At 49.9% G+C, this 13,489-nt stretch carries 14 protein-coding genes and 1 riboswitch; of the genes, 10 read left to right on the top strand and 4 right to left on the bottom strand.

Going from position 1 to position 13,489, the window contains the following annotated elements; translation table 11 throughout:
- Window positions 1-142 precede the first annotated feature (142 nt).
- The 3 genes from BN7444_RS00855 (at window position 143) to BN7444_RS00845 (ending at window position 5,093) form a co-directional block, all read left to right on the top strand.
- Window positions 143-862, top strand: coding sequence for an alpha/beta fold hydrolase (locus BN7444_RS00855; RefSeq protein ID WP_068454462.1), 720 nt, complete (start codon window positions 143-145; stop codon window positions 860-862).
- A complete protein-coding gene (gene mprF / locus BN7444_RS00850; RefSeq protein ID WP_068454459.1) occupies window positions 859-3,387 on the top strand; it encodes a bifunctional lysylphosphatidylglycerol flippase/synthetase MprF in 2,529 nt (842 codons plus the stop codon). Before BN7444_RS00855 ends, mprF begins: the two co-directional genes overlap by 4 nt.
- Window positions 3,388-3,527: 140 nt before the next feature.
- The gene (locus tag BN7444_RS00845) at window positions 3,528-5,093 is read left to right on the top strand and encodes an AlbA family DNA-binding domain-containing protein (RefSeq protein WP_068454457.1); all 1,566 of its coding nucleotides are present in this window, start codon (window positions 3,528-3,530) and stop codon (window positions 5,091-5,093) included.
- Between the two features lie 108 nt (window positions 5,094-5,201).
- On the opposite strand, the gene BN7444_RS00840 is transcribed toward BN7444_RS00845, so the two are convergent.
- Both BN7444_RS00840 and BN7444_RS00835 read right to left on the bottom strand, forming a co-directional pair.
- Entirely contained in the window at window positions 5,202-5,459 is a 258-nt protein-coding gene (locus tag BN7444_RS00840) for a DUF4177 domain-containing protein (protein WP_068454454.1), read from the bottom strand.
- A gap of 107 nt (window positions 5,460-5,566) precedes the next feature.
- Window positions 5,567-6,496, bottom strand: a complete 930-nt coding sequence (locus tag BN7444_RS00835) for a hypothetical protein (protein WP_068454451.1) — start codon at window positions 6,494-6,496, stop codon at window positions 5,567-5,569.
- Between the two features lie 183 nt (window positions 6,497-6,679).
- On the opposite strand from BN7444_RS00835, the gene rplM reads away from it, so the two are divergent.
- Complete coding sequence (gene rplM / locus BN7444_RS00830; RefSeq protein ID WP_068454448.1) at window positions 6,680-7,108, top strand: 50S ribosomal protein L13; 429 nt, start codon at window positions 6,680-6,682, stop codon at window positions 7,106-7,108.
- Between the two features lie 15 nt (window positions 7,109-7,123).
- Window positions 7,124-7,513 carry a 30S ribosomal protein S9 gene (rpsI, locus tag BN7444_RS00825; RefSeq protein ID WP_068454444.1) on the top strand — a complete coding sequence of 130 codons (390 nt, stop codon included), beginning with the start codon at window positions 7,124-7,126 and terminating at the stop codon, window positions 7,511-7,513.
- Between the two features lie 82 nt (window positions 7,514-7,595).
- On the opposite strand, the gene BN7444_RS00820 is transcribed toward rpsI, so the two are convergent.
- Both BN7444_RS00820 and BN7444_RS00815 read right to left on the bottom strand, forming a co-directional pair.
- Window positions 7,596-8,432: a hypothetical protein gene (locus BN7444_RS00820; RefSeq protein WP_068454441.1), complete on the bottom strand. Its 837-nt coding sequence runs from the start codon at window positions 8,430-8,432 to the stop codon at window positions 7,596-7,598.
- Window positions 8,425-8,964: an RNA polymerase sigma factor gene (locus BN7444_RS00815; protein ID WP_068454438.1), complete on the bottom strand. Its 540-nt coding sequence runs from the start codon at window positions 8,962-8,964 to the stop codon at window positions 8,425-8,427. The genes BN7444_RS00820 and BN7444_RS00815 overlap by 8 nt, the downstream gene beginning before the upstream one ends.
- A 186-nt stretch (window positions 8,965-9,150) precedes the next feature.
- A riboswitch (FMN riboswitch) is annotated at window positions 9,151-9,264 on the top strand.
- A gap of 73 nt (window positions 9,265-9,337) precedes the next feature.
- On the opposite strand from BN7444_RS00815, the gene ribD reads away from it, so the two are divergent.
- From ribD to BN7444_RS00790, 5 genes are all read left to right on the top strand, one after another.
- Window positions 9,338-10,423: a bifunctional diaminohydroxyphosphoribosylaminopyrimidine deaminase/5-amino-6-(5-phosphoribosylamino)uracil reductase RibD gene (gene ribD, locus BN7444_RS00810; RefSeq protein ID WP_082941196.1), complete on the top strand. Its 1,086-nt coding sequence runs from the start codon at window positions 9,338-9,340 to the stop codon at window positions 10,421-10,423.
- Window positions 10,405-11,043: a riboflavin synthase gene (locus tag BN7444_RS00805; protein ID WP_068454435.1), complete on the top strand. Its 639-nt coding sequence runs from the start codon at window positions 10,405-10,407 to the stop codon at window positions 11,041-11,043. The genes ribD and BN7444_RS00805 overlap by 19 nt, the downstream gene beginning before the upstream one ends.
- A gap of 9 nt (window positions 11,044-11,052) precedes the next feature.
- Window positions 11,053-12,300, top strand: a complete 1,248-nt coding sequence (locus tag BN7444_RS00800) for a bifunctional 3,4-dihydroxy-2-butanone-4-phosphate synthase/GTP cyclohydrolase II (RefSeq protein WP_068454432.1) — start codon at window positions 11,053-11,055, stop codon at window positions 12,298-12,300.
- Window positions 12,297-12,758, top strand: coding sequence for a 6,7-dimethyl-8-ribityllumazine synthase (gene ribH, locus BN7444_RS00795; protein WP_068454429.1), 462 nt, complete (start codon window positions 12,297-12,299; stop codon window positions 12,756-12,758). The genes BN7444_RS00800 and ribH overlap by 4 nt, the downstream gene beginning before the upstream one ends.
- A gap of 173 nt (window positions 12,759-12,931) precedes the next feature.
- Entirely contained in the window at window positions 12,932-13,357 is a 426-nt protein-coding gene (locus tag BN7444_RS00790) for a hypothetical protein (protein ID WP_245654171.1), read from the top strand.
- The last annotated feature ends 132 nt before the right edge of the window (window positions 13,358-13,489 follow it).

Below are 13,489 nucleotides of genomic sequence, written 5' to 3'. Positions count from 1 at the left end.
GGTAGGCAAGAGAATAGAGAAATCAAAGAAAAGGTATTTTTCTTCTATGGAAAGATGCCTTTTCTTTTTTTGCGCAAAGACTATAATAGAAACCGAGACGAGAGTCTTTTTCACTAAATGAATTGAGCAATCGAGGCGCAGTATGAAGACGAGCGGATATCTTACAATGGCCGATGGGACGAAAATTTTCTACACCATTTTCGGCGAGGGCGAACCGGTTTTGTTTTTACACGGTAACGGTGGCAACAGCCGTTTCTTTCACTATCAGGTGGCGCCATTTAAAAAACATTTTCAACTGATCTTTCTCGACAGCCGCGCCCACGGCAAGAGCAACAATCGGGGCGAGCATTTAAGTTTCAGACTCATGGCCCGGGATACGAAAGAGGCATTGGACGCATTGAGCGTTTCAAGAGCCTCCATCGTCGGCTTTTCCGACGGTGCCAATTTGGCCATGACCTTCGCCGCCCTTTATCCGAGCTATGTGGACAAGCTGGTTTTAAATTCCGGCAATCTATCCTTTCGCGGGACGAAATTTTTCAGTCGGATCCTGTCTTATTTGCAATACGGGGCGGGTGCGATCTTAAGCATTCTTTCCGGACGATTCCAAGATGTAAAACTGAGGGCGAAGCTTTTGGTAAGAGACGTGGATCTTTCGGAAGAGGAGCTGATGCAGTTAAATTGCCCGGCCATGGTCATCGTCGGCGCCAAGGACGTTATAGAGACCTCTCACTCAAAACACATCGCCTCTCTGATCCCCGGCTGCCGCTACGTGGAAGTGGCGGATCAGGGGCACAAGCTGGCGAGAACCGATGCCGAATCCTTTAACGACATCGTCATCAACTTTTTAAAAGGAGCATCATGAAAAAACTCTTTGAAAAATTAAAAAAATACCTGGAACCCCTGTTTATACTAAGCGTCTTTATTCTCGTGGTGGTGGAATTTAAAAGCCTGTCCAAGGAAATTTCCTACGACCGAGTGGTAGATGCCCTGGGGAGCATTCCCTTTTATAATATTTTGCTCATGCTCATCGTGGGCATCCTAGCCGTAGTGCCCATGATCAATTACGACGTGGTCTTTAATCGCCTCATCGACAACAAAGAAAAGAAGCGCACCATTTACGAGACCAGCTACACCGTCAACACCATGAACAATCTCATCGGCTTCGGCGGCCTGATCAATATGGGGCTGAGAAATTACTTTTACGGAAGAAAAAAAGATAAAGTGGAAATGGTGAAGGTAATTTTGGAAACGTACCTCTATTACCTCATCGGCATATCCGTCTTGAGCCTGTTGGGCCTCGCTTATCTGTATTTTCATCGGGACTCCGCCGCCATGGTCTACATGCCCTGGCTCATCGGCGGCGTGGTCTATTCTCCTGCGGTGATTCTGTTTTCCAATCGAAAAAAAGACGAGAAAAAAAGAGTGCCCCATTGGGCACAGCGGCAGCTGCTGTTGACCTCTCTTTTCGAATGGATCGGCGCCATCGGCACCTTTTTAATCATCGGTCGGTGCATGGGACAGACCTTCCATGTGGGAGAAGTGTTTACCGTCGTCGTCGCCACCAATCTCATCGGCATGGTCTCCCTTATGCCCGGGGGTCTGGGCTCCTTCGACCTGATGACCCTCGTGGGGCTCGGAAATTTAGGCATCGGCTACGAAAACGTCCTGGCATGGCTCTTGCTGTACCGCCTCTTTTACTATGTGGTGCCCTTTTTCATCGGCCTGTACTTTTTCATCAAGCACTTCGGCCGCAGCTTTAATGAAGAAAACGACGGCTTGCCGGCGGAATTTGCCAAATCCATTGGCCACGACATCTGCTCCTTTATGATGTATCTCTTCGGCATCTTTATGATCCTATCGGCGACGATTCCCGACAAAGTCAACCACATCAAACTTTTGGCGAAGCTGAATCCCATTCACGCCAATATCTTGTATCAATCGCCGAGCATTCTTTTGGGGCTGGTCTTTATCTTCCTCGGGCGGATCCACGTGGAGCGGCAGAAAAAAGCCATGGCGCCCACCCTGCTCTTTCTGGCCCTCACCTTTGTCTATGCCATTATGACGGGCTTCGGCTTAATCACCTATATCTACTTGATTCTGCTCACGATCCTTACCGTGGCAAGCCGCAGAGATTTGTACCGCAAGCAATTTATCTACCGAAAAGAAAGCCTGTTTACTGACTTGGGCATCGCCCTGGTCTTTATCACCATGTACATCCTTTCCATCGCCAACAAGGCCAAGGGTATGCGGCTGTTGCTAAAGGCGCGGGAATTTATCGTCCTGCCCTTTGAGGCGAACTGGCTGCGCATCAGCGTAATGCTTCTCGTCATGGGCGGCATTCTCTATGCCATCTTCCGATACGTCCGCGGCGAAAGCGAAACCGTGGGGGAAGAGGCGGACTTGGACCGCGTAGAAGCCCTTTTGGAGGCCTACGGCGGCGATATGGACGCGGGACTGATCTTTTTAAGGGACAAGGACCTGTATTGGTATCAAGTGGAGGGAGAGGACATGTGCGCCCTTCAACTGAGGACCGCCGGCGACAAAGTCATCGTCATGGGCGGGCCCATGGGCAATGTTGAGTACATGGACGACTGCGTCAGCGCCTTTATTCGAGAAGCCGACGAGTTGGGCTACGACGTGGTCTTTTACGAAGTGTCCCGGGAGCTTATTATGAAGCTTCACGACTACGGCTTCCACTTTATGAAATTCGGCGAAAACGCCGTGGTGGATTTGGCCGATTTCAATCTGGAAGGAAAGAGCAAAAAAGTCTTTCGCCATCTGCTGAACAAATTCGAAAAAGAAAACATGGCCTTCGACGTCCTGCGTCCGCCCTACGACGAAAAGACAATGGCCGCATTCAAGGCCATTTCCGACAGATGGCTGGACAACCGCGGGGAGCGGGGCTTTTCCCTGGGATTTTTCGACGAAGACTATTTAAACCGCGGGCCTATGGCCGTGGTGAAAGACGAGGGCGGCGACATCCTCGCCTTCGCCAATCTCATGCCCGTGTACAAAGAGGGCTGGGCCACCATCGATCTTATGCGATACGATCCGGAAGAAGCCCCGGCCGGTACCATGGACTTTATGTTTTTAAATCTCTTCCTGCACAATAAGGAAGAAGGGAAGAAGTTTTTCGACCTGGGCATGGCGCCCTTGGCCAATGTAGGCATTAATGAACAAAGCTTTTTGCAGGAAAAGCTCGCCTACTTCGTTTACAAATTCGGAAGCTCCGTCTATTCCTTTGAAGGCCTGCGCAGCTACAAGAGCAAATTTACCGACGACTGGGAGCCGAAATACACCGGCTACAGCCATCGAAGCAGCCTGCTCTTTACGGTGCTGAGCTTGGTAAGGATCGATAAGAGGGGACCGAAGAAAGAAGCAGCGTAAGAAAAAAGGCTCCGACTGCCGAGTTTGTTCTCGGTGAGTCGAAGCCTTTTGTTTTTTCAGGCACTTCGTTGCACATTTGGAAGGTGGTAATTTTCTAAAAATGATATAATATGACAACAAAGTGTGAAAGGAGAGGTATTATGCAGATTTCAGATATAAAGAGAATGGCTCACAGCATTCTTGAAAATCAAAACATAGAAAATAGCTTTGTCGAATATAAAAAGTCGGCTAATTTTAAAAACAAGATCCTGAAAACTGCTTGTGCCTTTGCCAATAACTATTTGAATAATGAAATCGGCTTGTTGTTTATCGGGATTGAAGAAGTTGACGATAAAGAAACGGGAGAAAAGGCAATTCCGAAACGACCTATAGAGGGAGTGAAAGAGTCGAAGATTGAAGGAGTGGAAAATGAATTAAAATCGCTTCTGTCCAATATCCATCCTAAAATAAATTACCACATTCTTACGGATATGATTGACGATGAGTACTATATTGTCGTTGCGGTAGAATGCGGTAGTAAAGGACCGTTTCAGACCAGTGAAAAGGCGGAAAAAGACAAAAGCATCGGATTAAAAGCGGGAAGATATATAAGGATCGGTAGGGATTCGAAGCTCCCGAATCCAACTGAAGAATTTGAGCTTTTGAAAAAATTTGCAAACTTTTCGTTTAGCTCTAATTTAAACGAGGTTGCCACCATAGATGACCTAAGCTATGAGTACATGAAAGAATACTTACTCCAAACAGGAGCAAAAAAAGATATTAGAGAAATGTCCAAGCTTGATATGGCGAAAAGTATGGGGCTTATTAGTGAAAGCGAATATGGAGGTTACAGGGCGAAAAACTTTGCGGTACTCATGTTTGCGGAAACACCGAATAAATTTATTTCCAATGCCCATGTGGAAATCATACGAGAAATTGACGGAACGGATAAAATGGAATCGAAAAGATTTGACGGTCCGGTTTGGATGCAGGCAAAACAGGTCAGCAAATACTTTGAAGATTATATTATGGCTTCCTATACCATAAGAGAAGCTGATAAAATCGAGCACAAGATTATTTATAACTACCCGCTCACGGCATTTGAGGAGCTTGCGACCAATGCCATCCTTCACAAAGAGTATGATACGCCGGAGTATGTAGGGATCTATATTTACAGGGATAGAATCTCTTTTGTCAATCACAATAGGCCTCTGCCGCCAGTCACCATCGAAGCTCTCAATCGAGATAGAAGTTTTGACAGAAGACAGTATCTTAATAAAGAGCTTAAAGATATGTTCTTTTCATTGAATTTGATAGAGTCTTACGGATCGGGCATAAGGCGTGCAAAAGATGCACTTTCGGAAAACGAATCTCCCGAGCTGAAGTTCTATCCTGACAATGAAGAAGATAACTACACCAATGCTGTGATGGAGATAAATGCAGAGTTTTTAAAAGAGCTCGATGGTAAAACTACCCAAGAAACTACTCAAGAAACTACCCAAGAAACTACCCAAGAAACTACTCAAGAAATAGAAATTGAGAAGCCAATTCAGCATCAGATTGTTGAACTGATGGAAATAGAGCCGAGAATTACAGCAAGGCAAATTGCGAAACATTTAGGTATTTCCTTTGACGGCGTGCGTTATCATATAAAAAAATTAAAAGCGCAAAGTGTTATTAAAAGAGAAGGCTCCACGAAGTCGGGAAAGTGGATCGTACTGAAATAGGTAGACCGAAGAAAGAAGCTGCGTAAGAAAAAAGGCTCCGACTGCCGAGTGTGTTCTCGGTGAGTCGAAGCCTTTTGTTTTTTGCGAAAATTTTTCTGAAGGTCGATTTTAGTCGATGCGTTCAAAGACCATGGTGGCCTGAATTTTATCGCCGCCGAGGAAATCTTTGGATCCCGACGAGGCGGTGGTAATGGTGTGGAGCCGGTAGCCCAGGGCCGCTTGCTTGTTAATGGCCGCCTGCAGATTGGTCAGGCTGGCAGTTCCCGATCCGGTGCCTAAAAACTTTTCCGTCAGCACCACTTGCAAGACCACGTACTTATCTTTTTCGCCGCCGTCGGCGACGCCCGTTGCATCGTCAAATGCCATGATTCATTCCTCCTTGTAAACATGTTTTATTTGTCGGAATCATACCACGTTTTTTTACGGAAGAAAAGCAGACGGCTTGTGATTTGAATGAAGCGGTAAAAGATCCCTCATCGCATTTTTCTCTCGATGCGGCCTAAAATATCGTCGCCGGACATGAGGGATTTTAAATTGTCCCGGTCCAGTAGCAGGATTTTATTTTCCTGCAGGGATTTCTTCGCATCGGAATCCAAGACGGCGGAATCCATCAGCAGCACCTTCCGTTCCCGCACATTCTTCGGGAAGTGGGCGAGGATGCTGTCCAAGTGCTCTTTGTGGGCCACGCCTTCGATGGCGATGCGCTTGATTTCCACGGCATAGATTTTGCCGTCTTTTTCCATTTTAAAATCGTAAGGCAGCTCGGGATTGACGTAGTCGTTGTCCAAAATCTCGTAGCCGCAGCGGGAAAAGGCCACGGCCGCCAAGCGCTCGTGGGTCATCTCCTCTTCCAAAAGCTTCAGCGCCCGCACCAGGTGCAGGGGGTTCAGCTTTAAGACGGCGGTGCAGCCGTAGGAATCGTCTTTTTTCGGGAAGTGCTTCACGTCAAAGGCGATGATGCGTTCGTCCACCACGGTGAAATAGCCGTGGGCGATGGCATTGCGCATGTGGCGCACCAAGGCGGAAATTTTCGTCTCGTGCTCGCCGGTGGTGATGATGATCTTTTGGCAATGAGTGCAAATGGCGTCCATGTAGTAATCCACGATGTCGTCGTCGATGTAATCCAAAAACAAAATATCCTCGTCATCGAGGCGAAGGGCCTCGGAAATCAAACCGAAGCTGAAGTCCTCATACAAAGGCTCGGTGATCAGCACATTGGAGGGGGACTGAAAGGAATTAATATTGGGAACGTACCACAAAAGGTATTCCAGGGCCTGCATCAAATCATCCGAAAGGGGCAGAGGCCTGGGATCGTGGACGATGGAGTAATTTTTTCTCACGTGATTGTCGCAGTCGTAGGAGAAGTATTTAAAGCGGGGAAGGTGTCCGTTGTGATTGGCCATAAGTCACGTCCTTTCTGCCTCTATTATAGCCCGTAAGAAAAACTTCGCCAATAGAGAAAAACCCGCAGAAATCGGGCTTAACCCCTTGACATCGGGCCTTTCTTGCTCTATACTAATTGCTAGTGTTTTAAAGCCCCGGAAACTTTTGAACATTATTCCTTTCGATACAGCAGGAGGTTATCCATGAAGACAACCATGGCGAAAGCCAATGAAGTAGATAGAAAATGGTACGTCATCGATGCCGAAGATAAGGTCCTCGGCCGCTTGGCTACCGAAGTCGCAAATATTTTGCGCGGCAAGAACAAACCCATTTACACGCCCCACGTGGACACCGGCGATTTCGTTATCGTCATCAATGCCGAAAAGGTCAAGATGACCGGCACCAAATGGGACGACAAGATCCACGCTTCCCACACCGGTTATCCGGGCGGACGTCGCGAAGTCGTTTACAAAGAAATTCGCGAAAAGCATCCGGAACGCGTCATCGAATATGCGGTCAAGGGCATGCTTCCCAAGAGCCGTTTAGGTCGGTCCATGTTCGGTAAATTAAAAGTTTACGCAGGTCCGAACCATCCCCACGAAGCGCAAAAACCGGAAGTCTACGAAGTGTAAGGAAGGGTGAATCAGATGGCAGATCAAATTAGAGCAACAGGTAGAAGAAAAACGTCCGTAGCCCAAGTCAGACTCCTCTCCGGCAGCGGAAAATTCCTCGTCAACGGCAGAGAACTGGAAGACTTCTTCGGTTACGAAACTTTACGTACCGTGGCAAAAGAACCCTTAACCGTAACGGAAACCGAAGGCCAATACGACGTCCTCGTCAAGGTCAACGGCGGCGGCTACACCGGTCAAGCCGGTGCCATTCGCATGGGTCTTGCACGTGCATTGCAAGAAGCCAATCCCGATTTCCGTGCCGTTCTTAAAAAGGCAGGTTTCTTGACCCGCGACCCGAGAATGAAGGAAAGAAAGAAATACGGCTTGAAGAAAGCGCGTAAATCTCCCCAATTCTCCAAACGTTAAGCACATACAGACAAACACCGCAACCTGCGGTGTTTTTTTGTTGCGCAAAAAAACCGCCGGGGCGAACCGGCGGCGTATCAATTTATTTTAAGAGATGCAAGTCTTTCACCATGGCGATGAGATCGTCTTTGTCCGCGCCTTCGGCGGAGATGGAGACGAGGAGGCCGTCTCGTTCGAAGTCGGCATCACGGCCTTGAATGATGACTTTCACGCCGTTTACATTGACTTCGTAGATTTTGCCTTCGCCGCCTGTTTCATAAGCGTTTTCGGGGGAGGAGACCCGCTCGTCAATATAGATGGTCTTGCCGTCTTTTTCGTAGATGAAGGCGACGCAATCGGAAAGTGTCCCCGGCTCGGCGAAGATTTCCGATTCCACGTACTTGTATTTGTTCGAAAAGACCAGGGGATTAAAGTTTAATTTTTTGGCGATTTCTTCCACCGGGGCCTTGTCGCCCGTATCTTTTTTCACTTCGTCGGCGTATTCGAAGGTAACTTCGCCGGTGCGGGTGGCATCGTCGTAATTGCTTCCCACGATTTCCCGGCCGTCTTTGGAGTAGACGTGCTCTGCCTTTTTCAGGACTTCGAGGTCGGTGATTTCATTTCCCTCTTTGTCGAAGACCTTTCCCTTTAATTCCTCGGGGAAGGGGATGGCCACGGCCGGCTCGTCTTCGTTGACGACGATGCGGCCCGAGGGGCTGACGGCTTGTCTCACCGTATTCACGATGCCGCCGCCAAAGCTCGTAAAGGGGAGGGTAGCGATTAAAAGGGCGCATGCCGCGGCAATGGCGGGTTTTTTGTATTGCTTTCGTTGTTTCTTTTTCATTTTTACATAGACCTCCTGCTTGTCTTTTTCATCGGTAGCGTAGAGATTATTTAAATCTCGGCTTACGTTGTCGTGGGCATTTTTATTTTCATTCATAATAGGCCTCCATTTCTTTTCGCAATTGATTCAGCAAACGGTGGATCATGACGCCCACGTGATTGGGATTCGTGTCCATAAGCTCGGCGATGGTTTGATTGGAAAGCTCCGCGCCGAATTTGCAGCTGATCAACAGTCGGTCTCTCGGCTTCATCTTTTGCACCGCACGCCGTAGGGTGGCGATTTCTTCTTTGTTCTCCATAAGCTCTTCGGCACCGGGATCGTCTTCGACCACGTCTTTCGCCGCGGTGATGGGCAACCACTGAAAGCGGCTCTTTCGTCGGTAGTAATCCTTCACCTGATTGCTCGCTATTGTATAGAGCCACACCTCGAAGCTGCCTTTTTTTGAATCGTAGGCGGAAAATTTTTTGTAGACCTTGAAGAAAATATCCGCCGTCAGATCTTTGGCCACCTCACGATTGCCGGTGCGGTAGATGACGAACCGAAATACGGAATCGAAGTAGCGATCGTAGACGGCTTCAAATGTAACGGCATCGTCTATGACGGTCGGTACATGGGTCGTTTCATCCATTGGCTTCACCTCCTTGTTCCTTCACTTGTATATACGCGGGAGGGCTCCCTTTATTACAAAATGTTTCTCGTTTTATTTATTGTACATAGGATGGGCGCAAATTTTAAAGAGGGGGCCGGTATATTTTCTTTACAGGCTAGGATATAAGTGGTATCATAATTAAAGGAAAACATTTCCTGAACTTCATACATTCTTCGGGGCGAGGTGCAACTCCTCACCGGTGGTAAAGTCCACGAGTCACATGATTGAATCGGTGCAATTCCGATACCGACGGTATAGTCCGGATGAAAGAAGAGCTAAGGGCATTGATTGTCCTTCATTTGATTGTCACTCCGAAGCGTTGCGCTTCGGTTTTTTTAATGCAGGAGGCTTTATGGATGAGCAGTATATGAACCGGGCATTGACTCTTGCGAAAAAGGGCTTGGGCAAGACCAAGACCAATCCCATGGTAGGCGCCGTCTTGGTAAAGGACGGGCGAGTCATCGCCGAGGGCTACCATCACGGCTTCGGCCTGGACCACGCAGAGGTGGATTGCCTGAAGCAGGTGGAGGAATCGCCGAGGGGCGGCACCATGTATGTGACCTTGGAGCCTTGCTTCCACTACGGAAAGACGCCGCCCTGTGTCGTGGCCATCGAGCGGGCGGGGATCGCCCGGGTAGTGGTAGGCACCTTGGATCCCAATCCAAAGGTCGCCGGCCGCGGCGTGGGCGCGCTGAGAGCGGCGGGGATTCAGGTGGATGTAGGCGTCCTTGAGGAGGCCTGCCGGTCCCTGAACCGGGCCTTTTTCACGAGTATTTTGACGCAGACGCCCTATGTGATTTGTAAATTCGCCACTACATTGGACGGCAAGATTGCCACGGATACAGGCGAAAGCCAATGGATCACATCGGAGGCGGCGCGCAAGGACGGCCACAAGCTTCGCGGCGCAGTGGACGGAATTCTAGTTGGCACCAACACGGTGATCAAGGACAATCCCCGCCTCTCGAATCGCAGCGGCGAAGGAGAGGATCCCACGCGGATTATTTTGGACCGCCGCGGCGCCGTGGATTTGGATTTTCACGTATACGACGGCACTCTTCCTACCATCGTCTACACGACGCATATGGACGAGGCGAAGATCAAGACCCTGAGAGAGCGGGGCGTCGTCGTGGAGGTCATAAAGGAGAAGAAGGGCAAGCTGGATCTCCGTGCCGTTTTGAAGGACCTGTATGCCAAGGACATGGGCCGCATTCTCGTGGAAGGCGGCGGACGCCTGCACGGCAGCCTCATCGACGAGGATTTGGTGGATGAATTCGCCCTCTATCTCGCGCCTACCCTCTTCGGCGGCGGCAAAGATGCCGTCGCGGGACGTGCCATCGCTGCATTAAGCGAACGGCGGGATTTCATCTTTGACGAGGTGAAGATGCTGGGGCCGGATCTGTTTATAGGAGGCATCAGAGCATGTTTACGGGAATCGTAGAAGAAGTGGGCACCGTGGCTACGCTGGAAAAGCGGGGCGAGAAGATCGTCCTGCGGGTGATGGCGCAAACGGTGCTTGAAGACACGAAGATCGGCGATTCCATCGCCACAAACGGCGTCTGCCTCACGGTGACTTCCATGGCGGAGGGCACCTTTACGGCGGATATGATGACGGTGACGGCGAAAAAATCCGCTCTGGACCGCTTGCGGCCGGGAAGTGCCGTGAATTTGGAGCGGGCTCTTCTTCCCGCGAGCCGCATGGGCGGACACATCGTCCAGGGCCACGTGGACACGGTGGGGGAGGTGAAGAGCATCGAGCCACACGAAGGGGGCTATCTCCTTCACATCGCCGTGGAGCCGGACTGGGCGCCTTATTTCGTGGCCCAGGGCTCGGTGACCTTAAACGGCGTGAGCCTAACCATTGCCCGGGCGGGGCGGAATGATTTCTCCGTCTCCCTGATTCCGGAGACCTTGCGCTCCACCAATTTAGGTGAGCTGAAGCCCTCAGATCCCGTTACCGTGGAATTCGACATCGTGGGCAAGTATTTATTGAGACAAAATGAAGTGGCGGAAGAGCATTCCCCACTGGATATGAATTTTTTCAGAAATCATGGATTTTAGGAGGAAATTATGTGGAACACCATTGAAGAGGCCATTGAAGCGCTGAAAGCCGGCAAGATGATCATTGCCATGGATTCGGAAGATCGGGAAAACGAAGGGGACATGATCGTCGCCGCCGAAACCTGCTCCACAGAGCAGTTAAACGCCATGGCATGCTACGCTAAGGGTCTGATCTGTATGCCCATGAGCAAAAAAGAAGCGGATCGCCTGCGCTTAAAGCCCATGGTATCCGACAACACGGACAATCACGAAACAGCCTTTACCGTGTCCATCGACCACGTGGATACGAGCACGGGGATCAGTGCCGTGGAACGGGCTCTTACCGCCCGCATGACCACGGATCCTGACGCCAAGGCCGACGACTTCCGCCGCCCGGGCCACATGTTTCCTCTCATCGCCAAACCCGGCGGCGTCTTGGAGCGGGACGGCCACACGGAAGCCACGGTGGACTTGATGCGCCTCGCCGGTTTGACGGAAGTGGGCCTGTGCTGCGAAATCATGGAAGATAACGGGGAAATGATGCAGCGTGACCGCATTTACGAATTGGCCAAGGAATTGGATATTCCCTTCATCAATATCGAGCAATTAAAAGAGTATCGCAAGACCCACGACCGCTTAATCGAGCGGGTGGCGGAAGCGGACATGCCCACGAAGTACGGCCATTTTAAAGCCGTAGGCTATCGCAATACCTTAAACGGCGAACACCACGTGGCCCTGGTGAAAGGGGACATCGCAGACGGCGAAGACGTTCTGACCCGCGTCCACTCCGAATGCTTGACAGGCGACGCTTTCGGCTCCTTGCGCTGCGACTGCGGCGATCAGCTGGCACGGGCCATGATGCAAATCGAAAAAGAAGGTCGCGGCATCGTCCTCTACATGCGCCAGGAAGGTCGAGGCATCGGCCTCTTGAATAAATTAAAGGCCTACGCCCTGCAAGATCAGGGCATGGACACGGTGGAAGCCAATCTGGCCCTGGGCTTTCCGGAAGACGCCCGGGAATACTACATCGGCGCGCAAATCCTGCGGGATCTCGGCGTCAAAACCATGCGCCTGTTGACCAACAATCCCGATAAGGTGTACCATCTGGAACAATACGGCATGGAAATCGTCAAACGGGTGCCCATCGAAATTCAATCCCACGAAAACGACCACTTCTATTTGGAAACGAAAGCCAAAAAAATGAACCACTATTTGCACGAATTTGACTGCGATTGCCACGGACATAAGGAAAAACAAAACAAGGAGGCCAACCGATGAAAATTATGGAGGGAATGTTAAGAGGCGAGGGAAAATCTTTCGCCATTGTCGTCAGCCGTTTCAATGATTTTATTACGTCGAAACTTTTAGACGGCGCCCTGGACTGCTTGTACCGCCACGGCGTGAAGGACGAGGATTTAAGTTTGGTGCGTGTACCCGGAGCTTTTGAAATTCCCCTGGCGGCACAAAAGCTGGCTCAATCCGGCAAGTACGACGGCGTCATTTGCCTCGGCGCCGTGATCCGCGGAGCCACCACCCACTACGATTACGTCTGCAACGAAGTGTCCAAGGGTATCGCCAAAGTGTCTCTGGATACGAATATTCCCGTGGGCTTCGGCATTGTCACCACGGAAAACATCGAGCAAGCCGTAGAACGTGCCGGCACCAAGAGCGGCAACAAAGGCTACGACACCGCCATGAGCGTGTTGGAAATGGCGGATCTTTTCGACGCCATGTAATTTTAAAGAAGGAACGCTTCCGATTTGTCGGAGGCGTTTTTTTGTGCGGTTAAAAATAAATATGGGATTCACAGCAAAAAGCGGGTATAATAGGGAGTGACAATGTGTCACTTTTGCTGATCGAGCATTTTAAAATAAAAAGCGATTGAACCACGATGATGGGAGATGAAAATGTGGTAAAGAAGAGAACCTTATTGCTGTTGGCGGGACTGGTCTGGTCTCTTGCCGGAATCAATGTATTAAAAATCGGCGTTGAAGCCTATGCCCGCGCCTTGAGCCCTCTCCATGTCGCTCTGTCCGCCCTGGTTTTTTTCCTCTTTTGGACGAAGGTCTTTCACCCCTTGGTGGACAAACACGTGATTCGCATTCACGGCTACGAAGAGGAGTACAAGCGGCCGTGGCATTTCTTCGATAAGAAATCTTTTTTGATCATGGCGTTGATGATGACCTTCGGCATCACCATTCGCGCCTTGAATCTATTGCCCGAGCGCTTCATCGCCTTTTTCTATACGGGCCTGGGGACGGCACTGGCCATGGCGGGGATCTTGTTCTTAATCAATTACGCAAGCTATGAAAGAAAAGTCGTCGGCGAAGAGTAAGCATCTGCACGTGCAGGTGCTTTTTTTGCGGAAGAAAAATGAAAGGTAGTCGCAGAAATGCAGAAACAGTTAAATCTGCGAATCCATTGAACCCACGAAGGCCCCTGTGATACGATCTAAACAAGAATGCGC

It is taken from the genome of Peptoniphilus pacaensis, assembly GCF_900088125.1.
Classification (GTDB): Bacteria; Bacillota; Clostridia; order Tissierellales; family Peptoniphilaceae; genus Aedoeadaptatus; species Aedoeadaptatus pacaensis.
This window is presented reverse-complemented; position numbering and strand designations above follow the sequence as displayed.

Bases quoted from the DNA above. Each gene is read 5' to 3' on its own strand.
- BN7444_RS00840 (WP_068454454.1), bottom strand. From the start codon at position 5,459: ATGGCATTTGACGATGCAACGGGCGTCGCCGACGGCGGCGAAAAAGAT.
- BN7444_RS00835 (WP_068454451.1), bottom strand. From the start codon at position 6,496: ATGGCCAATCACAACGGACACCTTCCCCGCTTTAAATACTTCTCCTAC.
- BN7444_RS00815 (WP_068454438.1), bottom strand. From the start codon at position 8,964: ATGGATGAAACGACCCATGTACCGACCGTCATAGACGATGCCGTTACA.
- rpsI (WP_068454444.1), top strand. From the start codon at position 7,124: ATGGCAGATCAAATTAGAGCAACAGGTAGAAGAAAAACGTCCGTAGCC.
- BN7444_RS00820 (WP_068454441.1), bottom strand. From the start codon at position 8,432: ATGAATGAAAATAAAAATGCCCACGACAACGTAAGCCGAGATTTAAAT.
- BN7444_RS00845 (WP_068454457.1), top strand. From the start codon at position 3,528: ATGCAGATTTCAGATATAAAGAGAATGGCTCACAGCATTCTTGAAAAT.
- BN7444_RS00805 (WP_068454435.1), top strand. From the start codon at position 10,405: ATGTTTACGGGAATCGTAGAAGAAGTGGGCACCGTGGCTACGCTGGAA.
- ribD (WP_082941196.1), top strand. From the start codon at position 9,338: ATGGATGAGCAGTATATGAACCGGGCATTGACTCTTGCGAAAAAGGGC.
- BN7444_RS00800 (WP_068454432.1), top strand. From the start codon at position 11,053: ATGTGGAACACCATTGAAGAGGCCATTGAAGCGCTGAAAGCCGGCAAG.
- BN7444_RS00855 (WP_068454462.1), top strand. From the start codon at position 143: ATGAAGACGAGCGGATATCTTACAATGGCCGATGGGACGAAAATTTTC.
- ribH (WP_068454429.1), top strand. From the start codon at position 12,297: ATGAAAATTATGGAGGGAATGTTAAGAGGCGAGGGAAAATCTTTCGCC.
- mprF (WP_068454459.1), top strand. From the start codon at position 859: ATGAAAAAACTCTTTGAAAAATTAAAAAAATACCTGGAACCCCTGTTT.
- rplM (WP_068454448.1), top strand. From the start codon at position 6,680: ATGAAGACAACCATGGCGAAAGCCAATGAAGTAGATAGAAAATGGTAC.